A 24,907-nucleotide genomic window follows, 5' to 3' on the forward strand; every position below is an offset into this window, starting at 1 on the left:
ATCAGCGATCTATCTCCATGTAGAAGAAGTAAAACCCACGACATAGATGATAGCTATAGCAATGCAAATCGAATTGAACCTGATTCACTATCTATGGTCATAAAATCACACTTCGTCATCCTTAAGAAATAATCCTAGAAAATATTTATAAATGGGTAATGGGTAATTAGTAATTGGTAATTGGTAGTTGCTCCCTTGTCCCCCTTCTCCCCCTCATCTCCCTCAGCTCCCGATCGCTCCCTCAGCTCTCTTATCCCTGCTCCCTGCTCCCTGATAACTGTCTCCTCCGATAGACTAGATCTTATGAAATCTGGGATTCTACCTTTACCTACTGAGGTCGTACATTTAATCGCGGCTGGAGAAGTTATCGATTCTCTGGCTGCTGTCGTGCGGGAACTCGCAGAAAACTCTCTAGATGCTGGAGCAACGCGGGTAGTTATTTATCTCTATCCGCAACAGTGGCGCGTTCGCATTGCCGATAATGGCTGTGGCATGGATTTGGAGAATTTACAAGCGTGTGCTACTGCCCATAGCACCAGCAAAATTCGTAGCTGTGAAGATTTGTGGCAAGTTACGAGTTTGGGATTTCGTGGCGAGGCGTTACATAGTTTGGCTCAACTGGCTGAATTAGAAATTTTGAGCCGTGCTGCTGAGACTGGTGAGGGATGGCGCGTGAGATACTGCGATCGCGGCGAAGTTCTAGAGACAGAAACAGTGGCGATCGCTCCTGGTACAGTCGTCACAGTCTCTAATTTATTTGCAAATTGGGCAGAACGTCGTCAGGGAATGCCTTCTCTGAGTCAACAAACCAGAGCGATCCAAAATACAATTCAGCAAATTGCCCTGTGTCATCCTCACGTCACCTGGCAAGTCTGGCAAGACGATCGCGAATGGTTTACCCTCTCCCCAGGAGCAACTACCCAGCACTTAATCCCACAAATTCTACGCCAAGTCAGTTTGAGCGATTTGCAATATCTTAAGGTTGAAGTGCCAACTCCTTTTGAGGGAGCAGGGAGCAGGGGAGCAGAGGAGCAGAGGGAGAATTTAATTCCGAATTCCGAATTCCGAATTCCAAATTCTCACTATTCATCCCTTCAATTGGTTCTGGGTTTACCGGATCGCTGTCATCGTCATCGTCCAGACTGGGTGAGGGTGGCAGTGAACGGTAGAATGGTGAAGTTTGCAGAATTGGAACAAACGATCTTTGCGGCGATGACACGGACGTTACCCCGCGATCGCTATCCAGTTTGTTTTCTCCATTTGAAAGTTGCGCCGTGGCAGATCGATTGGAACCGCCAGCCAGCGAAAACCGAAATTTACCTACATCATCTGAGTCATTGGCAAGAACACACGGCAGGCGCTATAGAACAAATACTGCGGCTCAATAGTAACAGCGTGTCGGACGCGGCTCATAATACACGAGTTACTAAACTCATTAAAGTTGCGGAAGAAAAAGGCGTATATAGTACGAGTCGGGCGATCGCACAGGGAGACAAGGGAGACAAGGGAGACAAGGAAGACAAGGGAGACAAGGAAGACAAGGGAGACAAAGAAGTTGAGGGGGGATCGACTCTACACCCTACACCCCACACCCTACACCCTTTTCTGAAAGCGATCGCCCAGGTACACAACATGTATATCTTGGTAGAACATCCTGGTGGTATGTGGTTGGTGGAACAGCACATCGCCCACGAACGAGTATTGTACGAGCAACTGTGCGATCGCTGGCAACTCGTCCCTCTAGAACCGCCAGTGATTCTGAATCATCTTTCGCTGGCTCAAATAGCTCAATTACAGCGTTTGAATTTAGAAGTCGAGCCGTTTGGCGATCGCTTGTGGGCAGTCCGTAGCGCCCCTGCAATGCTGGTACAGCGCGACGATTGTGCCGATGCCTTGGTAGAACTAAGTTTAGGTGGCGACTTACAAGCGGCTCAAGTTGCGACTGCCTGTCGCTGTGCCATCCGCAACGGTACGACTTTGAGTTTAGAAGAAATGCAAACGCTACTCAATCAATGGCAGCGTACCCGCAACCCCCGTACCTGTCCCCACGGTCGCCCAATTTATTTATCGTTAGAAGAATCGGCTTTATCGCGTTTTTTCCGCCGTCACTGGGTGATTGGTAAAAGCCACGGAATCTAAGCACGTGTTTTATTTCATGCTTAAACGCAATCGAACGGAGATGGATACTTCACCATCCCGCTAACTCCATTTAATGCCCCAGGTACGAGTTCCAGTACCATAAATGCTTCATCTGGAACTGAAAAAGGCGATCGCAATCCTCGATCGATCGCAGGCACAAAACCAAACCGACTGTAGAAGTTCGGACGACCCAGAACTATAACAATTTTGTATCCTAAAATCTGACACTGTTTCAACCCTGCTCTCACAAGTTGAGAACCGACACCTTGATTTTGAAACTGAGGCAGAACAGCTAATGGAGCCAAAGCCAATGCTATCACATCACCTTGAGGACTAACGATCGCAATTTCGCTAAATAAAATATGCCCGACGAGGCGATCGCCTTCAACTGCTACTAAAGATAGAGCAGAGTTAAAATTAGGTAAGTAACGGATATTCTCAACTAATTTCGCTTCATTTTCTTGACCAAATGCAAGTTGATTAATCTCGAAAATACCAGCATATTCTATAAAATTCTCAGAACGAACTATTCTCATAAGTTCCATTTAAACAAAACATAATATAAGTCAATTATTCCCAACGCAGCGCTCCTTGCTATCTCTCTATTTTTCATTTCCGTAATAAAATGTAAACATCCTAATTACTCTTTGCGCCTACTCTTCGAGAACGCTCCGCGTATGCGTCTTTGCGCGACATAATTCTTCCACTTCCAAACTACAAATAGTTCTATTGTGTCCTTAAACTAGAAATAAAACCTTTAACTCCAAAATTGTTAGATTTGCTTATGTCTGAAGCCATCCCCAACTCCATGACTGATGTAGCCGAACTCCTCAACCAATATGCGGCTGGAAAACGAGACTTTACAAGCATAGAACTTGGTGCAGTCGATCTTAAAGCTACCGATTTGAAGGGCGCAGACTTAAGTTATGCCGAACTAAGTGGAGCCGATCTAAGTGGCGCAAACTTGAGAGGAGTAGACTTAAGCTATGCTAACCTCAACGAAACTAACCTCAATGGAGCCAATTTACGCGGAGCAATTCTAATTGGTACAGATTTACGTCACGCCAAACTCGAAACAGCAGACTTACGCGAAGCAGATTACGACCCCGATACCACCCACTTTCCCCCAGGATTTGACCCCATACAAGCAGGAATGCGATCGGATCGCCCCAGCTAATATTCATCAGTAATGAAAGCAATTTAGGATGGGATGATGACACAATCCGACCTCAAGCCAGCATTACCAACTAGTGCCGAACTACCTTGTTCAGATGATACGCCCGTAGACAACGAAGACCAAAATTTTCTGCCTAACTTCTTATTATTTTTACTTAACACTATCTGGGCAAATCGGATCGATTGGTTCTTTGGGGTGGATATGGGAATTTATCACACCACCGGAGTCAATCCTAGAATTCCCGTTGTCCCTGATGGCTTTTTGAGTTTGGGAGTCGATCGCAAAAAACAAGGTAAATCGCGTAAAAGCTATGTCATTTGGGAAGAAAATGATGTTGTACCAATTTTGACCTTAGAAATTGTCTCTTGGACTCCAGGGGGAGAGTATGACGAAAAGATGGAAGTTTACGCTAAGTTAGGGGTTCTATATTACATAATTTACAATTCCGAGTTCTGGCGGCGGGACGGACATCAACCCTTTGAAGTTTATAAATTGGTAAATGGAGTGTATCAGTTGCAGATAGGCGAACCCTACAAGATGCCAGAAGTAAATCTAGGAATCGGAAGACATCAAATGGTGTTAGGAGGCATACAGCAAGAGGTATTGACGTGGTATGACTTGCAGGGAAATCGCTATTTAACAGCAGAGGAACGAGCCGAACGATTAGCTGCACGGTTGCGAGAGCTGGGAGAAGATCCAGAGAATTTGTAAGTTTTAGTTATCAGTTATCAGAAAGTAGTTACAAATGACAAATCATCAAGGAGATAATCATGGATCTACAAGGTAAAAAGAGAATCGAAGCTGTTTTAGCGATCGCGGGTTATGCTGCTAGTGGCGGTGCTGTATCGGCTCTCCCTTCTCCAGGCGTAGAAATGCCAAAACAGTTTGTCTTAACTGCTGCTGATATTGGCATGTACACATTAATTTGGAAAATTTATTTTGAGGAAGATCTATCGCAGAAAAATCTATTAGAAATATTGGCTGAGTTAGGTATGGTTACTATTGGTGCGGTGGGAACAGCCTATGTCGTTGCTAAAGTTAGTACGGCGATTTTAAACGAAATTAACGATTGGTTAGGACCTGTGGGATGGGGTGTCAAAGCTGCGATCGCAGGTTCTCTATCGAGTTTATTTGGATTGGGTTGGATGCTCTATTGCGATCGTCTCTACTCACAAAAAGAAGTAGCTTTTTAGGCTTTAATTTTCAAAGTTTACAACTAGGAATTTTTGACTGCTTTAACAGTCACTTTCTTGCGAAGTTTAGGACTTTTATCTCGCTCTCGCAACCATTGTAAAGAGACAATATTTAACAATAACCCATTCACAAATAACAAGACAATCGAAACAATTTGATGCCAAACGATCGGTTGTACCGATAGATCGAAGACGATGTGAATAAAATTTATGACAGTGAACAGAACTGTCAGGCAAAAATGTATGAGTCTATATCGTCTCGAATTATTAAATGCAGTCACTACAATTGCGATCGCTGGTAAGACAAACATGCCTAACATTAACCATGACTCGGATGCCGGCATTTTTCCCTGAGTATCAGGCATCATTACATTTTCACCATAAAGCAGCGGCATTAAAGCTAACTGCGTGTGAAAAACTGTTCCGAATAGAAATACTATCCAAAGAGCAATTATTTTTCCTTGCTTACTGATGCTCATATATCGGGTTTAGGGGTTAGAGGTTAGGACAGTGACCAGTTCGACAACGACTAGCGATCGCAATTAAAAACCTTGGTAACTAGTATCTGATGATTCCTAATAGTACAGACGTTACATGTAACGTCTGTACATTGACAACTGGTCACTGCGTCCATTCTCCCTCCTAACAGCTAATAACCCAAAAGAGGTAAACTATCTTTTAATCAACAGCTCAGAAGTGTTAGCTCGATTCCAGACCGATTGACCTGTAATCAATTCAACCGCATCCATACCGTTACCAATGACTCCTGGGACACTGGGATATCCAGCACTAGCACCAACGAAGAAAAGATTTGGCAATTCAGTTGTATATCCTAAACGATTCAAACCGACTTGCTTGGGGATTAACTTCGCACCGTAAATGTTTCCTTGTGGTTGTCCGAGATAATATTCGCTAGTGGTGGGAGTTCCAGAAATCTTCATACGAGTATAAGCATTCACGTCAGGAACCAAATCTCGCACGCTTGTCATCATATCTTGATAAAATTGCCGTTTTTTCGTCTTGTAAGCTTTAAGATCTGTTGAGTGCAACTGTTTAAATGGTTCGTAGGGACACACGGTAGCAATTTCTAATACGTGATGTCCTGGCGGAGCCATACCACCTGCTGGAGATTTCATCGTAGGACAAGAGAGAAAAATCCAAGGATGGTGTAAGTCACCCAGCAATTGTTGGCGATAGGCTTGATTTAAATCGCCATTGGGATAATACCAAATATTCCAATTGCCAATCCCATATTTTTCTGGCTCAAAGCGGCTATCTAAACCTAAATAAATATTAAAAGCACTAGCAGAATATTCGTAACCAGTTAGGCGTTGACGCTCCCGATTACTTAATTCTTCGACAGTTTCCCGCATTAAATGTAATGTTAACTTGGGGTCTAAGTCGCTGATATAAGCACGAGTAGCCTGATAAGTTCTACCTCCAGCAATGACTTTTTGTACTTGACGGTCTTCAACTTCGATATATTCTACGGGAGTTGAAAATTGCACGACGCTACCACCAGAGGTAATGGCTGCAACAATCTCATCAACCAAGTGTTTGAAGTGGTGCTGAGGGTAATAGGCTCCTTCCGAGTAATCCCATACTAAAGAAGTATGAGTAAAAAGCGCAATTTCCTCGGGTGGCAAAGCATAGTCTCCGCTTTGTCCTGCTAATATCGTTTGTAGTTTGGGTGACAAACCGACACGATTGTAGAGATCTTGTAGCGTCCAATTTCGCCTTACAAATAAATTCCAATACTTGGGTAACTTCAACCAATCTGATAGATGGCGATTGTACCAACGGACTTCTTGAACTAAGCTGCGAATCTCTTGGTGTATTTGCTTGATTTCGTCACAATAGCGATTAATTGGTGTGGCTTGCTCTGGAAAAGTTGAGAGCAAACGCTGACGTAGGTTTTCCCAACCTAAAGGAATTTTAAAATCAATTTCTGGAGCAATAACGCGATCGATGCAATCGGGATTGAGGGAAACAAAGGGGACATCCCGCTCAATGTAATTAAGAAATTGCGCGATCGCCTGACCCGAGCCACACTGGGAAATATAGTGAACGTCTGCACAAAATCTATATTCCCCATAATCAAATGTATGACAGCATCCTCCCGCTAAGTAATGCTGCTCCAAAACCACAACTCGATATCCTTGTCGAGTCAAACAAGCGGCAGCTGACAGTCCTCCTAGTCCAGCTCCCATAATGACAAAATCGAAGCTTTCCATATCAGACTCTCCCCGGAATATGTCTACTTTTACACTAAGTAGAAAAGTTGAGAATCTTGTGAGTTTGTTTCAACCGAATGAAGTTAGTTGAACAAATATGTACAAAGTTAAAAGTCAAAAGCCAAAAGGAGCCAGTGCGTTGGGCGGCTCTGCCGACTTAAAGCAACTGGCGTTCAAAATTTGGCTCTTACTATCACCATAACAAATGACAAATGACAAGTGACAAATGATTAATTATAAAAAAGTTCCGCACTCACCACCATAGAACGTGCGGAACTATATCAGCGCAAAGGCGTAGCATCTACCAGTCACACTACCGTCATTCACAGATGACTCAGATGACTTGATATTTAATATAGAAATAGAATTTGAGGAACTTGTGAGGAAACAGTTGTCAGTGTAGAGACGTTACATGTAACGTCTGTACAAAGTTATCAGTCAGCAGGGTGAACAATGACCACCTCTTCATCCCCTTCTTCCTTCATGATGTTATGAAAGCTGAAATTGCCCTTCATCTTTGGGATCGACTCTGGCAACAATACCGTGCTAGAGTCAGCTACGCTCAAGTTTACGAACAAATGATTTTACAAGCAGGTGGTACGGTTGCCAACGACCATATTGCTTTTCGTTCGCTGCGGTTAAATATTGATACGCCCGAAGGAAAACAGAATTTAGGCATTGAGTATTTAGCTAGTGTTGCTGAGGCGTTGGGTTACACAGCAGCGGGAGAATATATTTTTCCAGCACAGAAATTATATGCTCGCCACTATCAACATCCAGAACAGGAACAGTATGACTTACCCAAACTATTTATTAGTGAATTGATTGTAGAAGAATTACCAGAGGCGATCGCATCTCTCATCTATCAAACTGTTAGCGATGCCTCTCTAGGGTGGGCAATGCCCTCTAATGCAACTAATCCAACCGATATAGATCTAATCGTAGATCGGCTCCAAGGCGTATTCACCCGCCCTTGGTCGCCTCCCAAACAATCTGTGGTAGAAGAAGTTAATCGAGTTACCCAATATGGAGCTTGGGTATTATTACATGGATATGCAGTCAATCATTTCACTGGCTATGTCAACCGTCAGCACACTCTACAATATCCAGATATAGAGACTACAGCTAACGGCTTAGCTACTTTGGGAGTACCGATGAAAGCCCAAATTGAAGGTAGCTTAGAAGTTGGTTTGCGTCAGACTGCTACTCATGCAGTGAAAGAGATGGTAACAGTCATAGATGATGTGACTGGAGAATTAATGCAAATTCCTTGGACTTATGCTTATTATGAAATTGCCGAACGCTACCCAGTAGAAGCAGTAGGAAAGAAAGTATTATTCGATGCATTCTTAGGACAAAATGCCCAACATTTATTTGAAATGACGAAGAAGGTATCTTCATAAAAGTAGCCAAAGACAGCGAGAACAATTACGTTTTTGGATGTTAGTTAGCAAAATTGATTTTGCCAATTTAATCGCACTAGCAATCGAGCTTTGCCAACCGGAATATTGGGCTTAACATCATCGAGAGTATTAAATTTACGCCTTAAGAGAGATATTTTAGCTCAAAAGTCAAAGTCTATCTTTTAGATACTTTAAATTATCGACGAGCGTGAAATCATTGCAATAGAGGTAAAAAACTAAATTGTAGAGATTTTAGCCATGACAGAAGCAAAGCGGCGGCTTGGATTTGAACAAGAGTTTTTCCTCGTCGATCGCACTGGGGCAATTTCTCATCGTGCCGATGAATTTTTATCGCGCTGTCAGGCGATCGCAACTGAAAAAGGCAGCAATCCAGATTGTTTTGCACCTGAATGGGTTAAGCATATTGTTGAAATTAATACAAACCCGGTCAATTCAGTTACTGAACTCACTCAAGAGTATTTTAGTAACCTGCAAATAGCAATCCAGGCGGGACAAGAATTGAATTTGAGACTCTATCCCTTGTCTACTTATCCCTTGCACGTCATGCCGATAATTCGTAATAAGTTATGGTATCACGTTCAACTGCGTACCGTAGGTTACGATCGCTTCTTGCACGCAGGCAGGTGTACGGGTACGCACCTACATTTGGAAGTTGAACCAGGGGCGATCGATCCGCGTATAGGAGTATCTTACGACGCTACTTTAGCAGCCAAAGCAGAAATCTTGAATCTCTTCAATCTAGCGACAGCTTTAGACGCTGCACTGATCGCGCTTTCCCGCGCTTGTCCGTTTTACGAAGGACGGGGAATGAATGTTTCAGCGCATACCGTACATTATCGCGGACGAAATATTTTTGGCTGGGAGGGAGTTTACACCAATCTGCAAGCCGTGGGAGGACTTCAGCCTTACGTCCATAGCGTAGAAGAATTAGTAGAGTTGCAGTTTGGGCGCTATCATGCTTGGTTGGAAGCGATGGATCGTGCTGGAGTAGAACGCCATCTGTTTTATGAGGCGGGAGGTAGCATGTTAAAAACGGCATGGAATCGCGTCCGACTCAATAAAATCGGGACGATCGAATTGCGCGGTACAGATAGTAACTATCCCGATCGCATATTAGCGATCGCAACTTTAGTAAGTAACGCCGCCGCCAGAGTCAGACGCGAGAATTTAACCGTCAGACCAAAAGCAGGCATTAAGACTTTTCAATTAAATGGCGATCGGTTAGACGTACCAGAATTTGAATATTTAGATAACGATCTACTCTATACAGCCGTAACCGAAGGAGTGAAAAATCGAGAAGTTAAGGATTATCTCGACTCCATATTTGAATTTGCCACTCAAGACGGTGAAAATATCAATTTATTAACTAAATTTCGTTCCGATCTCGGTGAATATCAAACTACAGAAGCGGAACTGTTACAAGAATTCCAAACCTCCACAGGTGAAATTTCTCTAGATGAAGGACTGAGACTTGTACGCCAGTCGTGCGATAAGTTAGAGCAACAAGTTTTTAGTGTTATTGGTCATTAGTCATTGGTCATTGGTCATTGGTAGTTGACGGTTGACTGATAACTGATAACTTTGTACAGACGTTACATGTAACGTCTCTACACTGACAACTGACCTCACGATGCAAATTTAACCGCAGGTGATTTAACACCCCGCAACACGTCTAAAAAAGTAAATACCGCCGGAGTTAGCAGCGTATTTGCTAGCACAGCTACTCCAATGATTCTTTCTAATGGTACTGGCAAACTACACGCATGTACGGCTGATGGGATTGGTTCTGCTGCTAGCCGTGGCATAATTGTTGCGCCTAAACCTTGTAATACCATGCTGACAACAGTAGAGTCTTCGTTAACTTGGTAAGCAACCTGATTATCGATCCGAATACTTGCGCTTAGCAGGTGGTTGCGAAGCGTGGTAAAACACGCATTATTGGTACTAGGAACGATTAAAGGATAAGCAAATAATTCTTCCCAAGTACACTGATTCTGCCGCAAATTAGCAGATGGTGGTAGTAGAGCGACATATTCATCCCGCAAAATTTCCCAAGTCTCAAATTCCGCACTGGTAGGGAGGTGGGTAAAGCCTACATCAGCTTGACCTTCCCGCAAAGCTTTTTCTACGTCCAAGTGGTCGAAATGTTCTAAGATGTCGATCGCAATTCCTGGACTACGACGGCGAAATTGGGCGATCGCAGACGGTAAGATATGGGTAGCTGCACTCCGTATACAAGCAACTCTGACGCTACCACTCTGCAAGCTTTTTTCTGATTTGGCTGCTGCAACCATCTCTTCCAATAGCTGCAAGATTTTTTCAGCATAACCGATGACCTGTTCTCCTACAGGTGTGGGAGATGCGCCTTGCCGACCGCGAGAGAATAATAAGATGCCTAATTCATCTTCTAATGATGCGATCGCGTGGCTGACTGCTGATTGAGACAAATCCAAGCGTAAAGCCGCTTCACTAAAATTACCGTATTCGGCTACTGCCAATAATGCTCGCAGTTGGGAGAGTTTGATCTGACTATTGCTAAGCTCTAGCATGGCTTCAACGATAAATGATGAATGAATTTGGCTCAATGCCACCCATTCATAACTTACCTTATTTTCGAGCTATCGATTTTATTCATACAACTATGCATAGATTGCTTTGTCATCAGAATTAGTAGTTGTTAGATTAGATTTGTGCCGCAAAACAAAGACTTATTTTTACTTTCAATTACCTCGAACTATGAAAGCTAATTGCGATTACTTAATTTCCCGTGGAAATGAAACAACTGACCGTAAATCTCAAACTAAATTTATTGTGGCAAAGCCAAACGACTATGCCAAGGTTTCCAAATTTTTTCAGCACTTATTTGCTTGGTTATTTCAAAGCAACGAACTACAAGTAAAGCAACGCCGCGATCGCCAAGGCAATACATGGTGGCAAGCATTCGATCCAAATACAAATGAGTCAACAAGCTTTGGCTCTGAAGCAGAAATGCGTTCTTGGATCGAGCAAAGATATTACCGCTAATTTTGTCAAAAACTGTAATTAATTTAGGAGACGAATATGAGAGACACTTCTTATCAACACACCGATCGCGCACCTGTTAGTCACAGACAGCAAGCCTACAACTTTGCTAAAAAAAGCTATCGTTCCGTGCGGCATCTAATTGTCGAATTCTGGAAATTCAGCAACTATTATGCAGAATATAAAGCCAGAATGAGAGGACAATAAAAGCGCGATCGCACGAAAAATAGATTTCATAACCCCCTCTTTATGCTTTTTTAAAGAGGGTTATCAATTTTTACCTTCTTACCAAAGAAGCAGAAATAAAAAAGCTTAAATTTAACTCTTGAAGAATGATAAAGCCCGACTGCATGAGGAATTGCCTCAACTAAAATCATTGGGTGATTTCCGTACTACAACAGCATCTTGTAGATTACACTTAAGAATAGACCTAACGAAGTTAGTAACTTATCTGTATCTATGGTACTTAACACCCCTAAGTTTCAGCAGGCGATCGAAACGGTAAAAGCTTTATCAATCGACGAGCAAGCAGTGTTGCTAGAAATTCTACACAAAAGACTTTTACAACAACAACATGAGCAACTGTTGCAGGAAGCCATAGCAGCAGAACAAGATGACGCTCAGGGGAATGTAAAGAGTGATTCAGCCGGAGATTTTTTAGCAGAAGTAGACAATTTTTTACTGAGAATTGCACCTAGAAGTAAATTTAAAAAGGCTGAATCTACTTTCTGAATCTATCGCTTTAATGCTAAAGTCAATCCATCAGCAATTGGTACTAAACTTAAGGCTATTCTTTCATCATGATGTAATTTCTCATTGAGCGCTCGAATTGCTTGAGTACTTCGATTTTGAACTTGAAAATTAGCCACATCTCCACCCCAGAGAACATTATCAATTGCAATTAATCCACCAGGACGAACTAATTGAAGCGATCGCTGGTAATAGCAGTCATAATTTTCTTTATCTGCATCGATAAAAGCAAAATCAAAAGATTCTGATTGTCCCGATGCCAATAATCGATCTAGTGTTTCTATTGCTGGCGCTAAGTGCAAATCTATTTTGTTAGCAACTCCAGCCTGCTGCCAATAACGCCGCGCTATATTTGTGTATTCTTTACTCACATCGCAAGCAAATATCTTACCATGAGCAGGCAGCGCTAGAGCCACAGATAAAGAACTATAACCCGTAAATACCCCTATTTCTAAAGTTTTTGTTGCTCCTAACAATTGAACTAGTAAAGCCATAAATTGACCTTGTTCGGGAGCAATTTGCATCATTGCTGCGGGATGATTAGCTGTTTCTTGACGCAACTGAGATAAAATTTCTGGTTCCCGTAGAGAGACAGATAGAAAGTAATCGTAGAGGCGATCGTCTAAACCAAGGGATCTTTTTTGCATAATTGACTGCTCGATAGAGTCATTCACAGTTTATACTAACTCTAGAAAGTTTCATATACCTAGAGTTCATTTGAGTTGCTGTCTCTTGTCGCCCACGAATGCAAGTTCTATGTGCCGAAAATTACCGCTCGTTTTAATTGGAATCTTGCTAATATTTCTGACAGCATGTAGTAGCACTCCAATCGTAATCCCAAACGAGCGACTGGTGCAAAAAGCTTTAGCAGTTCAATTATCTCAAATACAACAACAAATCAGTCAGAAACTCCATCTATCTACACCACTTAAACTAGAAATCGATCGCCTGCGAATACAAGAACAGCAACAACTCAAAATTGGAAACTTACCAGCATATCGAATTATCGGAACTTACGATCGCACCTTACAAATTTCTCAACGACGGATAACGCAAGAAAATAATCCATTCGAGGTCTATTTACAACTTCAGAAAGAGGGGAAAACCTGGCGTTTAGCAATTCCTCAAACTACCGATGAAGATAAAATTCAATCCTGGCGTACTTATTTAATTGATGGGTGGTAGTTGGTAGTTGGTTGATGGTTGATGGTTGTTAGTTGTTAGTTGTTAGTTGTTGGTCACTGGTCACTGGTCACTGGTCGCTGGTCACTGCTTCCTTAATTACGACTTACGACTTACAACTTACGACTTATAACATGGCATTATGTTATACGGAAACGGCTACAGGAAAGGAAAATAATGCGCCGACAACGCTTGTTCCTACTACCGATCGCCTGCATTGGTATAGTTGGCTTAGGAATAACTGGTTACAGTCTCACTACCCAAACTAACGCTCAAACTCAAACAATTGCCCAAGATACGCAAGCACCACTACGCGAACCAGATGTCGTCTACGTACCTACACCTCAAGAAACGGTAGACGAAATGCTCAAAGTTGCTAAGGTGACTAAAAATGATACGCTCTACGACCTTGGTAGTGGCGACGGACGCATCCCAATTACTGCTGTACAAAAATATCAAGTGAAAAAGGCAGTTGGGATAGACATCAACCCAGAACGGATTAAAGAAGCAAAGGAAAACGCTAAAAAAGCAGGCGTAACAGACCGCGTGACGTTTCTCAATCAAGACCTGTTTAAGAGCGACTTCAGCGATGCAACTGTCGTAACGCTTTATTTGTTGCCCGAACTTAATGTTAAGCTCAGACCGCAGCTATTTAAACAGCTCAAACCTGGGACTCGTATCGTGTCTCATGCGTTTGATATGGGCGATTGGAAGCCAGAAAAAACCTTGCAGACTCCTGGTGGTTCTACCATTTATTACTGGGTAATTCCTAAAGAGATTCCTAAGAATTTAGGTGACGGTTAAATTTAATGGCGTTACACGCTGCGAAAATTAGGATTTCGTAAAGTAGGGGCGCACAGCTGTGCGCCCCTACCTAATTTTGTACCCCTACCTAATTTTGCGCCCCTACCAATTTTGTGTATTCCTACCAATTTTTATGAGGATTTCTCAAACTATACTTCACCACCTCGCGCTCGATTTCTGGGTGAACGTACTTTAATTCAAACTTTAACCCTGCTTTTTCCATCACCCGACTAGAAGCTCGATTTTCTGCCAATGCAGAAGATACAATGCACTGAGTCCCTAATTCGGCAAAGCTTTTTGTGACGAGGGCGCGAGAACCTTCAGTGGCATATCCTTTACCCCAAGAAACTCGACGCAAACGATAACCTAATTCAATTTCATCAGCATGGAAGAATTTTGAACTAAGATTAAATTGACTATCTAATGCCGGTCGTAAATGAAACCAACCGATGAATTCTTGACTCGATTTTTCAATTGCTGCCCAAAATCCATAACCTGAATATTGTTGATAATATTGCATCCATTTGGGTAAAATATTATTTTGATAGTCTTCAGAACTTTTCTCTAGAGGTTTTCCTTCTTTAATCATCCCTAAATCTACATAACGGATAACTTCAATGTCACTATCTAAAGCTAATAAATGTTGAGCATCATCCGGCGTAAATTGACGGAGAACTAGTCTAGGAGTTTCCAAAAAAACTTTCATCAGAAATTTCACCATCGCTGCACTGCGCCTGCAACTAATAATTCTATTCTGTACAAGGCGTGTTCGCTCGTCATAAATAAAGTCTTACCGTCTTCCCCACCAAAGGCGAAATTAGAAATAGCGCTCGGGGTCAAAATTTTACCTAGTAGTAAACCTGTAGGAGAAAAAATGTGGACACCATCGCCGCAACCTACATAAATATTGCCATTAGTATCTACGTCAACCCCATCAGCTCCCCAATCATTATTATCAATTTGACAGAGTTTTTCTCCACTAGAAAGAGTTCCATCTGAGTTAACAGTAAATACCCAAATATAGCGATCGCCTGCTGCTGAATTACCTACATATAGCTTGGTTTCATCTGGAGAAAAAGCAATGCCATTCGGCATACTCAAATCTTGAATAACTACAGTTAATTCTTGTGTTTTTGGAACGTAGCGAAATACGCCATTAAATTCTATCTCTTTAGTTCTATCACCCAAACCATAAGGTGGATCGGTAAACCAGATCGTCCCATCCGATTTAATTTCCAAGTCATTCGGTGAATTGAACCGCTGACCTTGAAAGCGATCGCATAAAATTGTCCGGCGATCGTCTTGATCTGTAATACTTATTGCCCGCGTTTCGTGTTCGCAAGTATAAAGATTACCCACAGAATCAAGCACATTGCCATTTGGCTGATAACTGGGTTTGCGGTAAGTGTGCAATCCTTGAGTTTTACTCCAAGATTTATGTTCGTTTGCCCCAGTATCGCTAAAAATAAGTTGCTGATGCTGCTTGTCCCAAACTGGTCCTTCACCAAAAAGCATTCCATCAGCAAGTTGGATCAATTCGATATTGGCTGCTAATATGCCTGAAATTCCAGTATTTTGGTTATTAGCGCTCATATTAGAGAGTAGTGAGTAGTAAGTAGAGAGTAGTGACTAGTGGCTAGACATAAAACTCCACCTACTTATCAACTACCATCTACCAACTACCAATTACCAATTACCATCTACCAATCTTAATCTTGCATTGCTAGCACCCCCGTTGGTAATGATGGCTTGAGTAATCCATTGAGTAAAGACGCTGGGCGATCGCCATAGGGCCAAGCAAAGGCATGGCGGAAGGCTGCATCTTGACAAGCTTGCAATTCGTCAAAGTCAATAATATCTAGCGTCAGCAGATTTTCATACTCAAATGGCAACCGGACGTTGTGCAATCCGGCGTTATCCGTGCAAATGGCAATATCTACCCCAGCATCCAAACAACGATCGAATACCAACTTCAACTGGCGCATGTCCTGTAGGGTTCCCGTCTTTAAATAAGTTGTGGGACAAACCTCTAAACATTGCTGCCTGCTGGCTAAATCTGGTAACAGTTCGGGATGCAGCAGGGGAATTTGGATACCGTGACCGATCCGCATCAGATAGGGCAACAGTTCGGGATAACAACCTGCGGGAGTTTCATATAAGTGTCCCGTGGTATTTAAACCAAGCGATCGCGCGTAGGCATACAATTGCACGAACTCTTCGAGGCGTTCTGCATAATGTCCATCGCCACCAGCGACATCCACAGCACAGACATATTCTCGTTTTTGGGCAGCCAAGTCCACAATTGCCCGATTTACCTCATCGGGTAGCCGCGAATGCATACACAAAATTTGGCTAGTGACAATCGGATATTCGGAAAGTTGGCTTGCTTTGCCTACCACGTCAACAATCTCCGCCATCTGTTCGATCCGTTGGGATTGAGTTAAATGCTCTGACGTGCGTAAATATGGCGTGTAGCGAATTTCTAAGTACGCCAAATTTTCAAAAATATACGCCCCACGAATCAAGCGATAGACAAAGTAAGGCAAAGTCTCAATTGTTTGCACGCTCTCAACTAAAGTGTGCAATTCTAAATACTCGTCCAACGTGTTGCGGGGACGGGTATAGAAATCTTCAAACGCAGCATAGTCAGGAAACCGCTCGATTTTGTCGTCAGCGTGACGCTGGAAATAGCGCCAGAGAACGCGAGGCACGACCGAACCCCCCAAGTGGCGGTGCAATTCAGCGTATAGAGCCACAATACCTCTCTTAATTATTCTTAACAATATCTATGGTTATTATCAAAGATAGCAATTTTGTCCAGCAGTCGGAAGTTTGCTGGAATACTAGGAAGAAGTCGTAAGTCGCAATTACTAGCCACTGGTTCCACTAGCCACTAACCACTAGCCACTGATAGTTGACTGTGCAGGGTTTACGGCAGCCTCACGATGGTGAACCAAAAGTTTTCAATCGATTGCACGATTTTGACAAAGCGGTCAAAGTCAACTGGTTTGATAATGTAACAATTGGCGTTGAGATTGTAGGCGTTGAGTATATCTGTCTCAGCTTGAGAAGCTGTCAGTACGATAACAGGAATGCGCTTGAGGTTGGGGTCTGCTTTAATCTCTGCTAGCACTTCTCGCCCATCCTTTTTAGGCAGATTGAGATCGAGCAAGATTATATCTGGATGTTTTGTGCTAGCATACTTTCCCTCTTTTCGCAACAATGCTAACGCTTCTACACCGTCCTCAACTACGTGCAAGTTTACAGACATTTTGCTTTCTTCTAAAGCCAATTTAGTTAACTGCACGTTGCCAGAGTCATCTTCTACCAACAAAATCTCAATTGGTATAAATAGCACAGTAGAATTTACCAGAATTCACAAATTAATAACCGATAACTTTGTAGAGACGTTACATGTAACGTCTCTACAAAGTTATCGGTCAAAGACAAGTCACGCCACTACCGTTAATGTTTTCCTCAACTTTTATACTTTTGACGGAGCTAATGGAGTCTAGTCTTTTGGATTCTTCTATGATTCTCTCTCTCAAGTCATCCTCTAGTAAAGCTCTCTGTTCGTTTAAATCAAAATTGCTGTCGCTGGTGGAGTGCGATCGCTCTGATAGCTGCGTCTCCAAGCTGGGAGGAGACGGCAAAGGATCGACTAACGGTAAGCTGATTTCTACAGTAGTCCCTAGACCGATACCAGGACTACTGAGGGCAATGCGACCCCCCATTAATTCAATTAAATTGCGGGAAATTGCCAATCCTAAGCCAGTCCCGCCTAGCTTGCGGGTAGTAGTACCATCTACCATGGCGAAGGGACGAAAGAGCTTGTGTTGTTGAGCCGGATCGATTCCCAGTCCCGTATCCTCTACAGCCACAGTGACCCAAAATGTAGTACTGCCATCTTGTACGGGTTGGGCAGTAACTTCTATTTTGATACTGATGCTGCCGCGATCGGTGAACTTGACAGCGTTACCTATGACATTGATCAGCACTTGCTTAAGTTTGGCAGCATCGGCATGAACTAGTAGCGGTTCTTGCCACTCTGTAGCGATCAATTGCAGCCCTTTTTGCTGAATTTGTACCTTTTGCAGGTCGATCGCTTCTCGCAAAACTTGCCGTAAATCGAGGGCTTCCGTGACGACTGAGAGTTTACCAGCTTCTATTCTGGCAATATCGAGCAAGTCATTAATAATACCTAATAAGTGAATAGCTGCCTCATCAGCCCGTGCCAAAAACTCTAGTTCTTCGGTGCGATCGTCGCAGCAGCCGTCGCGGACGAGGCGAATACATCCGATGATGGCATTGAGAGGGGTGCGTAACTCGTGGGAGGTATTGGCTAAGAATTCACTTTTCATCTGGTTGGAAGTCTGGGCTTCTTGCCAAGCGGTTTCTAATTCTGCTGCCGAAGCATTTAGCCGTCCTAACATTTCTTCCAAGGCTTCTGCTAGCTGTTCTACCTCGCGGACTTTGAAATTGTGCGGGACTCTCTCGGCAGCGTGGTGGCTTTGGAGGTTGAGGGCGTAGTCCCGTAGTTTTTCTAAAGGTCTTGCTAAATCGCGAATGATATGCAGCGCGGCGATTAAGGTCGCTACTAACAAGCCAATGGTCAGTACGACAAGGATAACTTTAATTTCTTGCAGTCCGTACAAGGCATGATCCAGACGGGTAACGGCTAAAATCAGCCAGTATCCGTTGGCTCGATCGATCGGACTGGGAATGACGTTATAGCCCGCTAGCAAATCGGGACCGTTGCGGTCGAACGACAAGTGGATAAAATCTTGGCGCGTGCGTCCGGCGATCGCATTTTTGAGCAGATGTTGTAACTGTCCTGCATCTTGCTCTTGCGCGACGTTGCGTCCAATGCGGTTAGCCATTGGGTGAGCTAAGATCGTGCCGTTGCGATCGATTACGACGGTGGAGCCAGCCAGCAATCCTGGTCGATCTCGTTCTCTTTTGTGCAGTGCCGATAATACGTTGAGGCTGTAGGTCAATCGCCCGCTACTGTTGTACACGGGAGCCGATAAAACTAATTGTAGTTGTCCTAGAGAGCGTTGAGGATCTAGCGAGGCGGATAGCTGTAGCGATCGCCGCGCGTCAATTTCGACTAGTGGCTGAACGCGAATCAAAGGCGAGATTTTTTGATTTTGCTGCTGTTCCCAAGCGGGATCTGCTTTAGCAGAAGCAATTCGAGTATTACCACAAGTACTGGCTACCAAATTACCCGTGCCGATCTCAGTCACCTGCAAGCACTGAGTATTTGGCAGCGTTGACGCTAACTGTTGAAGAAACTCCCGAGCCTGTGCAGGCGAACCTGTTCGGATGACGGTGGTTTGACTTGCCAGCAGCAGGTTTGATTTCAGTGCCGCGATCGCGTTGCTGATATTTTCTCCCTTGTTCACCGCACTTTCAGTTAAATTCCAGCGCGCGGTTTCTAGCAAGCTAGAACGTGCTTTCCTGAAAGTCACCGCTTCCCCAATCAACAACACTGGTACGGTCAGCAGCAGTATTCTTGCAAGTAAGATACGGCGAAATGAGGATTGACTGGGCTTAGCCATGGAAGCTCCCTCAAAATAGATGCAAGACCCTCTAGTAATAGCTTGCTAGCAAACAGATTAGTTTTAGCATTTAAATACCATTAAACGCGATCGCTGCCAAGCAAATTCTGTTAAAACCTTTGTCTGATTTAACAAATCATACAAAACAAAGTTCGCGATTTACGGATGCCAAGCTCAATTGCGTTCTTGATGTTTTCGACATTTTCACAGCATATCTAAAAGCTCTAGCTGCTACCATATATGTTGGATAAAAAGATTCGTTGGTTAATCATAAGAAATGTTTTATCTTTAAACATTAACTCAAAATTAATTAAAGTGTGACTTTTTACGCTAAAACTTCCGGCAGATTTTGCCAGCGCAGAGACAGTGTTTTCTACTACTGTATGGTTGCCAACATGCTCGATCGTTTAAAACTAGGTAGCAGCTCGTGGATCGATCTCGAAGTCGTCCCCATACAACAGTTATCTTGGCAATGAGTGCCGATGGCAAGATTGCCGATGCGAGGCGATCGCCTGCTCGCTTTTCCTCCCAGCGCGATCGGTTCCATCTCGAACAACAAATAGCTGCTGCCGATGCCACACTATTCGGGGCTGGTACGCTTCGCGCTTACGGCACAACCTTAAGCGTAACTAGTGCTAAATTACTGCATCAAAGACTACAAAATCATCAAAAATCACAACCAATTCAGATCCTGGCTTCTGCTAGTGCCAAGATCGATCCTCAGTGGCGATTTTTTCGCCAACCCGTACCTCGTTGGTTGCTCACATCTGCGGCTGGGGCAAAGTCTTGGCAGGGGCGATCGGAATTTGAGAAAGTGATTGTGGCGGAGCAGGGAGTCGGAGACAAAATTCAAAATTCAAAATTCAAAATTCAAAATTGGGACAAGGAAGACAAGGGAGACGAGGGGGACAAGAGAGACAAGGGAGACAAGGGAGACAAGGGAGACAGGGAGGATAAGAAGGCTGACGAGACTGAGGGAGCAACTACCAATTACCGATTCCCGACTCCCGATTCCCGACTCCCGATTCCCGACTCCCGACTCCCAACAATCAACTGGACATTTGCTCTAGAACAGTTATTTTCTTTGGGAATCAAACGCTTAGCCGTTCTCGGTGGGGGTGAGTTGGTGGCAGCGATGCTAGCAGTCGATTTAATCGATGAGATGTGGTTGACTGTCTGTCCTTTACTTTTGGGGGGGACAAACGCCCCTAGCCCAGTGGCAGGGATGGGTTTCCCAGAAAATTTAGCGCCGCGACTGGAACTATTATCAGCTCAAGTTGAAGCACAAGAAGTATTTCTCCACTATCGCCTGCAACGATCGCAATAGTTAGATTAACTTAAGTAACAGTGGCTAGTTGTCAGTTATCAGTTATTAGTAAGAGCGTGAAGAGTGGTAGTTGGTAATTGGTTGTCATTCCCCCTTGTCTTCCTTGTCCCCCTTGTCCGCCTTGTCTTCCTTGTCCGCCTTGTCTTCCTTGTCCCCCTTGTCCGCCTTGTCTTCCTTGTCCGCCTTGTCTTCCTTGTCCCCCTTGTCCGCCTTGTCCCTCTACTCCCTACTCCCTAAATAATGGTGGAACAACTTAAACCGCAATATTCTGTTGCCTGGACGAACAAAATTGCTGAAATTCCTCAGTCGGCATGGGATGCTTTGGCATTACCTCTAGCAACTCCGTTTTTGGAGTGGGAGTGGTTGAATAATCTAGAAACTTCTGGTAGTGCTACGGCGAGGGCTGGATGGTTGCCGAATCATTTAACAATATGGCGCGATCGCACGCTGGTTGCAGCTGCCCCGATGTACCTGAAAGGTCACAGTCAAGGTGAGTTTGTCTTCGACCACCAATGGGCAGATCTGGCACAGAGGATCGGTGTAGAGTACTATCCAAAACTCTTAGGCATGACACCTTTTACCCCTGCTGAAGGCTATCGGTTTTTGGTTGCGCCAGGGGAAGATGAGGATGAAATGACGGCGTTGATGGTGAGTGCAATCGACCATTTTTGCGATCGCCACAATGTTTCTGGGTGTCATTTTCTCTATGTCGATCCTGCATGGCGACCCACCCTCGAACGACACGGATTTACAACGTGGTTGCACCACAGTTATGTCTGGCAAAATCTCGGTTTTGCCACTTTTGACGATTATCTCGGAGTCTTCAACGCCAACCAACGCCGTAACATTAAGCGCGAACGCAAAGCCGTAGCAAATGCAGGCTTAGAGTTAGTGACTCATACGGGAGATGAGATCCATAAGTCTTTATTTCCGCAGATGTATCATTTTTATGCCGATACCTGTGATAAATTCGGCTGGTGGGGTAGCAAGTATTTGACCAAGAAGTTTTTCGAGCAGTTGCACGCCCATTATCGCCATCGCGTGTTGTTTGTGGCAGCTTACCATGCAGGAGATAAGGCAGGAGATAAGCGTCAACCGATGGGTATGTCATTTTGTTTAACAAAGGGCGATCGCCTCTACGGTCGTTATTGGGGCAGTTTTCAAGAAATTGATTGCTTGCACTTCGAGGCTTGCTACTACAAGCCGATTGAATGGGCGATCGCCAATGGTATTCAAACTTTCGATCCTGGCGCGGGGGGAAGGCATAAAAAGCGGCGCGGTTTCCCTGCTACTGTCAATCACAGCTTACATCGGTTTTATCATCGACGGTTGGCGCAAATTCTCACTTCCTACATTCGTGAGGTCAATGAGTTAGAACGGCAAGAAATCGAGGTAATTAATGCTGAATTACCTTACAATCGGCGGGATACGTAGCAAGCGGTTGATAGAACCAGATTTTCGTTCTCGTCTAGTCACGAATAAATTTGTAGAGACGTTACATATAACGTCTCTACACTGACAACTGCTAACCTACCCGAACCAGCTTTTGGTCTAGTTCCGGCGATCGTCTATTCTCAGTTTCTCTCAGCTTTTTGTAGATTGTCAGAGCCTGAGCGACGACTTGATCCATGTTGTAATACTTGTAAGTCGCCAACCTGCCGACAAAATGCACCCCGGAAGTTGCGTCAGCTAGTGCCTGATATTTTTTGTAGAGTGCAGTATTTTCCGATCGCGGTACGGGATAATATGGATCGCCTTCGGCGCGTGGGTACTCGTAGACAATACTTGTTTTAGGATGCTCTTGTCCGGTTAAGTATTTGAATTCTGTAACTCGTGTATACAAGTGTTCGTTAGGATAGTTGACTACAGCAACTGGCTGATGCACGGGCGTATTCACGGTTTCGTGCTGAAATTCCAAAGAGCGGTAAGGAAGCTTGCCGTAACGGTAATCGAAGAATAAATCGATTGGACCTGTATAAATCATCTCGCGATACGGTATCGTCCCCACAATTTCCCGATAATCAGTTTGGAGCATGATTTTGATATTCGGGTGAGATAGCATATTCTCGAACATTCGAGTATAGCCATGCAGGGGCATTGCTTGATATGTATCCGTAAAATAGCGATTGTCGCGGTTCGTGCGGGTAGGTACGCGGGCAGTCACCGATCGATCGAGTTCGGATGGATCGATGTCCCATTGCTTGCGCGTGTAGTTGCGGAAGAATTTTTCGTAGAGTTCCCTGCCAACCTTATTCACCACTACATCTTCAGAAGTTAGGATACGCGCTTTAGGCTCAGCCACTGAAGCAAAAAACTCTTCTAGCTGGAATGAGGTTAAATGGAGTCCGTAAAGTCGGTTAATCGTGTCGAGATTGATGGGAATTGGCACGAGTTGTCCGTCAACACTGGCAAGAACGCGGTGTTCGTAAGAACGCCATTGAGTAAATTGCGAAAGATACTCGAAAACTTCGCGAGAGTTGGTGTGAAAAATATGGGGACCGTACCTGTGTATGAGGATACCTGCTTCGTTATAACAATCGTAAGCATTTCCACCGATGTGCGATCGCGTATCGATAATCAGAATTTTTTTTCCCAACTGACTTGCTAACCTTTCAGCCAGGACGCTGCCAGCAAATCCCGCTCCTACAATTAAGTAATCGAACATTCAAGCACTCCTTGTTTCGATTTTTTCGAGTCATCTACGAAAGCATGAATCGCTAAATAAAAGCTTGTTTAAGGAATCATTGTTCGAGTACTGAGTTTGATGCCCTATATATAACGCGCGTATTTTTTTTACTTCAGTTGACTAAAACCTTAGAGTTTTTCCTCATATAAAATTTTAGGCTTATTGTTATCAAAATAACCCTTGAACCCATCCTGGTAAGCTTCAGTGAGGAATTGTAGGCGCTTAAACTTGCGATCGTCAAAGAGCAAAATAGCAATTAAAGAGCGACAATAGTATTTAAATGTTCTCAAATAAAATCTCGTTTTACTAGCATAGTTTTTTCTTAACCAAATTGCATTTCTGGTTTCAAAATAAGTCAACCATATCCTGTTATATTTGGTTCTATAAGAAATTTTACCTAAAAACTGTTTAACAATCGCTCCTGGATCGCCTGCTTCTTTGTGAAGAATAACGCTATCAGTAATTAGGAGAATTTTGCCTGCATTATTTAACCTCAGACAATATTCCAAGTCGTCACCCCTAATAAAAAATTCTTTATTGGGAAATCCTATTTTTTCAATTGCTCTTTTACTGACTAGGATGCCAACAAAAGAACTAAAAGCTATTTCTAAGGCTCGATGATTTTTGACTAAATCGTCTTCTATCTTCCGATGAATCTCAATATCAAAATCAAAATCATTCTGATGAGTTTGGCGATCGAAAAACCCTAGATGGGGATGCAATATCTCACCTTCTAAGTCTATTTTGAGATTTGCTAAAGCACTGACATCAGGTTCATCTAGATAATGACTTAGCTTTTCTAAAGCATCTATTTCAGGTTCGGCATCGTCATCCATCAACCACAGCCAATCGTAACCTGCTTCATATCCATACTTTACACCTTGATAAAATCCACCTGCGCCGCCAGTATTTTCTGGCAAGCGGATGTAATCGATAAGTTGATTTGCCAGATATCCTTCTGCCTTCAAAAAATCAGGTGTATCATCAGTAGAGCCGTTGTCTACAAGGATAATTTTATCTGGCAAGCGCGTTCCAGTCAGTATTGCGTCTAGGCATTCCATTAAAAGTTTCTTTCGGTTATAGGTGACGACTACAACAGCGATTGTTGCTTCAACCATTGTCAGTTCCTAGTTTCTATGAGTTGATTTGAAATTTTCCAATCGATGAGAGCTAGAAGAAAAATAAAAGTTAAAATACAAGCGATCGCTAAGAGATAAGAGATAATCTCTCCCCAGGCAACAGACAACAGGTAGGATTCAACTCTTTAGAAAACAGACTAGCAGCATAATAGCAATTTCTGCAACAATAGTTGGAAAACACCAAAAATCTAGTCAAAAACAATCGAATACATTCGTTGCTACTGATGTAGTATGCCAATTCATCCTTCAAATGACAAATCGTACACCGCA

General features: G+C 43.4%; 25 protein-coding genes. 13 read left to right on the forward strand and 12 right to left on the reverse strand.

The genetic code is table 11. The features are described 5' to 3' along the window. Positions 1–303 precede the first annotated feature (303 nt). The gene (gene mutL, locus DSM107010_RS12505) at positions 304–2,139 is read left to right on the forward strand and encodes a DNA mismatch repair endonuclease MutL (RefSeq protein ID WP_127023069.1); all 1,836 of its coding nucleotides are present in this window, start codon (positions 304–306) and stop codon (positions 2,137–2,139) included. A 20-nt stretch (positions 2,140–2,159) separates the two neighbouring features. On the opposite strand, the gene DSM107010_RS12510 is transcribed toward mutL, so the two are convergent. Then, positions 2,160–2,675 carry a GNAT family N-acetyltransferase gene (locus tag DSM107010_RS12510; RefSeq protein ID WP_106167141.1) on the reverse strand — a complete coding sequence of 172 codons (516 nt, stop codon included), beginning with the start codon at positions 2,673–2,675 and terminating at the stop codon, positions 2,160–2,162. Between the two features lie 248 nt (positions 2,676–2,923). Here DSM107010_RS12510 and DSM107010_RS12515 point away from each other — a divergent pair, with 248 nt between their 5' ends. Genes DSM107010_RS12515 through DSM107010_RS12525 form a run of 3 tightly spaced genes read left to right on the forward strand, consistent with a single transcriptional unit; the run spans position 2,924 to position 4,509 of the window. Then, on the forward strand, positions 2,924–3,316 hold the full coding sequence (locus DSM107010_RS12515) for an Alr5209 family pentapeptide repeat protein (RefSeq protein WP_015153329.1): 393 nt from the start codon (positions 2,924–2,926) through the stop codon (positions 3,314–3,316). 36 nt (positions 3,317–3,352) lie between these two features. Continuing rightward, positions 3,353–4,027 (forward strand): Uma2 family endonuclease, encoded by a 675-nt coding sequence (locus DSM107010_RS12520; RefSeq protein WP_106167144.1) that lies wholly within the window; start codon positions 3,353–3,355, stop codon positions 4,025–4,027. Between the two features lie 59 nt (positions 4,028–4,086). Beyond that, on the forward strand, positions 4,087–4,509 hold the full coding sequence (locus DSM107010_RS12525) for a hypothetical protein (RefSeq protein WP_106167146.1): 423 nt from the start codon (positions 4,087–4,089) through the stop codon (positions 4,507–4,509). A 23-nt stretch (positions 4,510–4,532) separates the two neighbouring features. Here the strand turns inward: DSM107010_RS12525 and DSM107010_RS12530 are convergent, their stop codons facing one another. Together DSM107010_RS12530 and DSM107010_RS12535 are read right to left on the reverse strand one after the other, a co-directional pair. Further along, positions 4,533–4,988, reverse strand: a complete 456-nt coding sequence (locus tag DSM107010_RS12530) for a hypothetical protein (RefSeq protein ID WP_106167148.1) — start codon at positions 4,986–4,988, stop codon at positions 4,533–4,535. 192 nt (positions 4,989–5,180) lie between these two features. Continuing rightward, a complete protein-coding gene (locus tag DSM107010_RS12535) occupies positions 5,181–6,743 on the reverse strand; it encodes a phytoene desaturase family protein (RefSeq protein WP_106167150.1) in 1,563 nt (520 codons plus the stop codon). 491 nt (positions 6,744–7,234) lie between these two features. On the opposite strand from DSM107010_RS12535, the gene DSM107010_RS12540 reads away from it, so the two are divergent. Further along, entirely contained in the window at positions 7,235–8,146 is a 912-nt protein-coding gene (locus tag DSM107010_RS12540; protein ID WP_106167152.1) for a DUF1338 domain-containing protein, read from the forward strand. Between the two features lie 258 nt (positions 8,147–8,404). Then, a complete protein-coding gene (locus tag DSM107010_RS12545; protein WP_106167154.1) occupies positions 8,405–9,697 on the forward strand; it encodes a glutamate-cysteine ligase family protein in 1,293 nt (430 codons plus the stop codon). Positions 9,698–9,792: 95 nt separating this feature from the next. Here the strand turns inward: DSM107010_RS12545 and DSM107010_RS12550 are convergent, their stop codons facing one another. Next, the gene (locus DSM107010_RS12550; RefSeq protein WP_106167156.1) at positions 9,793–10,716 is read right to left on the reverse strand and encodes a LysR family transcriptional regulator; all 924 of its coding nucleotides are present in this window, start codon (positions 10,714–10,716) and stop codon (positions 9,793–9,795) included. Between the two features lie 187 nt (positions 10,717–10,903). Here DSM107010_RS12550 and DSM107010_RS12555 point away from each other — a divergent pair, with 187 nt between their 5' ends. The 3 genes from DSM107010_RS12555 (at position 10,904) to DSM107010_RS12560 (ending at position 11,920) form a co-directional block, all read left to right on the forward strand. Continuing rightward, positions 10,904–11,191: a hypothetical protein gene (locus DSM107010_RS12555; protein WP_199755516.1), complete on the forward strand. Its 288-nt coding sequence runs from the start codon at positions 10,904–10,906 to the stop codon at positions 11,189–11,191. 36 nt (positions 11,192–11,227) lie between these two features. Next, positions 11,228–11,395 (forward strand): hypothetical protein, encoded by a 168-nt coding sequence (locus DSM107010_RS38385; RefSeq protein ID WP_015153337.1) that lies wholly within the window; start codon positions 11,228–11,230, stop codon positions 11,393–11,395. Positions 11,396–11,647: 252 nt separating this feature from the next. After that, positions 11,648–11,920, forward strand: a complete 273-nt coding sequence (locus DSM107010_RS12560; RefSeq protein ID WP_106167158.1) for a hypothetical protein — start codon at positions 11,648–11,650, stop codon at positions 11,918–11,920. 2 nt (positions 11,921–11,922) lie between these two features. Here the strand turns inward: DSM107010_RS12560 and DSM107010_RS12565 are convergent, their stop codons facing one another. Beyond that, positions 11,923–12,585, reverse strand: coding sequence for a class I SAM-dependent methyltransferase (locus DSM107010_RS12565; RefSeq protein ID WP_106167159.1), 663 nt, complete (start codon positions 12,583–12,585; stop codon positions 11,923–11,925). 205 nt (positions 12,586–12,790) lie between these two features. On the opposite strand from DSM107010_RS12565, the gene DSM107010_RS12570 reads away from it, so the two are divergent. After that, positions 12,791–13,123: a hypothetical protein gene (locus tag DSM107010_RS12570; RefSeq protein ID WP_241994199.1), complete on the forward strand. Its 333-nt coding sequence runs from the start codon at positions 12,791–12,793 to the stop codon at positions 13,121–13,123. A 174-nt stretch (positions 13,124–13,297) separates the two neighbouring features. Continuing rightward, positions 13,298–13,924, forward strand: coding sequence for an SAM-dependent methyltransferase (locus tag DSM107010_RS12575; protein WP_015153341.1), 627 nt, complete (start codon positions 13,298–13,300; stop codon positions 13,922–13,924). Between the two features lie 121 nt (positions 13,925–14,045). Here the strand turns inward: DSM107010_RS12575 and DSM107010_RS12580 are convergent, their stop codons facing one another. The 5 genes from DSM107010_RS12580 to DSM107010_RS12600 form a co-directional block, all read right to left on the reverse strand. After that, entirely contained in the window at positions 14,046–14,630 is a 585-nt protein-coding gene (locus DSM107010_RS12580; protein ID WP_106167165.1) for a GNAT family N-acetyltransferase, read from the reverse strand. 8 nt (positions 14,631–14,638) lie between these two features. Then, complete coding sequence (locus tag DSM107010_RS12585) at positions 14,639–15,517, reverse strand: SMP-30/gluconolactonase/LRE family protein (RefSeq protein WP_106167161.1); 879 nt, start codon at positions 15,515–15,517, stop codon at positions 14,639–14,641. Positions 15,518–15,633: 116 nt separating this feature from the next. Further along, on the reverse strand, positions 15,634–16,680 hold the full coding sequence (locus DSM107010_RS12590; protein ID WP_106167162.1) for an adenosine deaminase: 1,047 nt from the start codon (positions 16,678–16,680) through the stop codon (positions 15,634–15,636). Positions 16,681–16,853: 173 nt separating this feature from the next. Then, positions 16,854–17,282, reverse strand: coding sequence for a response regulator (locus DSM107010_RS12595; protein WP_199755518.1), 429 nt, complete (start codon positions 17,280–17,282; stop codon positions 16,854–16,856). Positions 17,283–17,364: 82 nt separating this feature from the next. Next, positions 17,365–19,485 (reverse strand): sensor histidine kinase, encoded by a 2,121-nt coding sequence (locus tag DSM107010_RS12600; protein ID WP_015153346.1) that lies wholly within the window; start codon positions 19,483–19,485, stop codon positions 17,365–17,367. 427 nt (positions 19,486–19,912) lie between these two features. On the opposite strand from DSM107010_RS12600, the gene DSM107010_RS12605 reads away from it, so the two are divergent. Together DSM107010_RS12605 and DSM107010_RS12610 are read left to right on the forward strand one after the other, a co-directional pair. Continuing rightward, on the forward strand, positions 19,913–20,812 hold the full coding sequence (locus tag DSM107010_RS12605) for a RibD family protein (protein ID WP_199755519.1): 900 nt from the start codon (positions 19,913–19,915) through the stop codon (positions 20,810–20,812). 240 nt (positions 20,813–21,052) lie between these two features. Then, the gene (locus tag DSM107010_RS12610; protein WP_106166780.1) at positions 21,053–22,246 is read left to right on the forward strand and encodes a GNAT family N-acetyltransferase; all 1,194 of its coding nucleotides are present in this window, start codon (positions 21,053–21,055) and stop codon (positions 22,244–22,246) included. Between the two features lie 91 nt (positions 22,247–22,337). Here the strand turns inward: DSM107010_RS12610 and glf are convergent, their stop codons facing one another. Continuing rightward, positions 22,338–23,477, reverse strand: coding sequence for a UDP-galactopyranose mutase (gene glf, locus DSM107010_RS12615; RefSeq protein ID WP_106166779.1), 1,140 nt, complete (start codon positions 23,475–23,477; stop codon positions 22,338–22,340). A gap of 149 nt (positions 23,478–23,626) precedes the next feature. Further along, positions 23,627–24,616, reverse strand: a complete 990-nt coding sequence (locus DSM107010_RS12620) for a glycosyltransferase family 2 protein (RefSeq protein ID WP_106166778.1) — start codon at positions 24,614–24,616, stop codon at positions 23,627–23,629. Positions 24,617–24,907 lie beyond the last annotated feature (291 nt).

This window comes from Chroococcidiopsis cubana SAG 39.79, assembly GCF_003991895.1.
GTDB classification, from domain to species: domain Bacteria; phylum Cyanobacteriota; class Cyanobacteriia; order Cyanobacteriales; family Chroococcidiopsidaceae; genus Chroococcidiopsis; species Chroococcidiopsis thermalis.

Coding starts and splice junctions, on each gene's coding strand:
- mutL (WP_127023069.1), top strand. CDS start 304: ATGAAATCTGGGATTCTACCTTTACCTACTGAGGTCGTACATTTAATC.
- DSM107010_RS12510 (WP_106167141.1), bottom strand. CDS start 2,675: ATGAGAATAGTTCGTTCTGAGAATTTTATAGAATATGCTGGTATTTTC.
- DSM107010_RS12515 (WP_015153329.1), top strand. CDS start 2,924: ATGTCTGAAGCCATCCCCAACTCCATGACTGATGTAGCCGAACTCCTC.
- DSM107010_RS12520 (WP_106167144.1), top strand. CDS start 3,353: ATGACACAATCCGACCTCAAGCCAGCATTACCAACTAGTGCCGAACTA.
- DSM107010_RS12525 (WP_106167146.1), top strand. CDS start 4,087: ATGGATCTACAAGGTAAAAAGAGAATCGAAGCTGTTTTAGCGATCGCG.
- DSM107010_RS12530 (WP_106167148.1), bottom strand. CDS start 4,988: ATGAGCATCAGTAAGCAAGGAAAAATAATTGCTCTTTGGATAGTATTT.
- DSM107010_RS12535 (WP_106167150.1), bottom strand. CDS start 6,743: ATGGAAAGCTTCGATTTTGTCATTATGGGAGCTGGACTAGGAGGACTG.
- DSM107010_RS12540 (WP_106167152.1), top strand. CDS start 7,235: ATGAAAGCTGAAATTGCCCTTCATCTTTGGGATCGACTCTGGCAACAA.
- DSM107010_RS12545 (WP_106167154.1), top strand. CDS start 8,405: ATGACAGAAGCAAAGCGGCGGCTTGGATTTGAACAAGAGTTTTTCCTC.
- DSM107010_RS12550 (WP_106167156.1), bottom strand. CDS start 10,716: ATGCTAGAGCTTAGCAATAGTCAGATCAAACTCTCCCAACTGCGAGCA.
- DSM107010_RS12555 (WP_199755516.1), top strand. CDS start 10,904: ATGAAAGCTAATTGCGATTACTTAATTTCCCGTGGAAATGAAACAACT.
- DSM107010_RS38385 (WP_015153337.1), top strand. CDS start 11,228: ATGAGAGACACTTCTTATCAACACACCGATCGCGCACCTGTTAGTCAC.
- DSM107010_RS12560 (WP_106167158.1), top strand. CDS start 11,648: ATGGTACTTAACACCCCTAAGTTTCAGCAGGCGATCGAAACGGTAAAA.
- DSM107010_RS12565 (WP_106167159.1), bottom strand. CDS start 12,585: ATGCAAAAAAGATCCCTTGGTTTAGACGATCGCCTCTACGATTACTTT.
- DSM107010_RS12575 (WP_015153341.1), top strand. CDS start 13,298: ATGCGCCGACAACGCTTGTTCCTACTACCGATCGCCTGCATTGGTATA.
- DSM107010_RS12580 (WP_106167165.1), bottom strand. CDS start 14,630: ATGAAAGTTTTTTTGGAAACTCCTAGACTAGTTCTCCGTCAATTTACG.
- DSM107010_RS12585 (WP_106167161.1), bottom strand. CDS start 15,517: ATGAGCGCTAATAACCAAAATACTGGAATTTCAGGCATATTAGCAGCC.
- DSM107010_RS12600 (WP_015153346.1), bottom strand. CDS start 19,485: ATGGCTAAGCCCAGTCAATCCTCATTTCGCCGTATCTTACTTGCAAGA.
- DSM107010_RS12610 (WP_106166780.1), top strand. CDS start 21,053: ATGGTGGAACAACTTAAACCGCAATATTCTGTTGCCTGGACGAACAAA.
- glf (WP_106166779.1), bottom strand. CDS start 23,477: ATGTTCGATTACTTAATTGTAGGAGCGGGATTTGCTGGCAGCGTCCTG.
- DSM107010_RS12620 (WP_106166778.1), bottom strand. CDS start 24,616: ATGGTTGAAGCAACAATCGCTGTTGTAGTCGTCACCTATAACCGAAAG.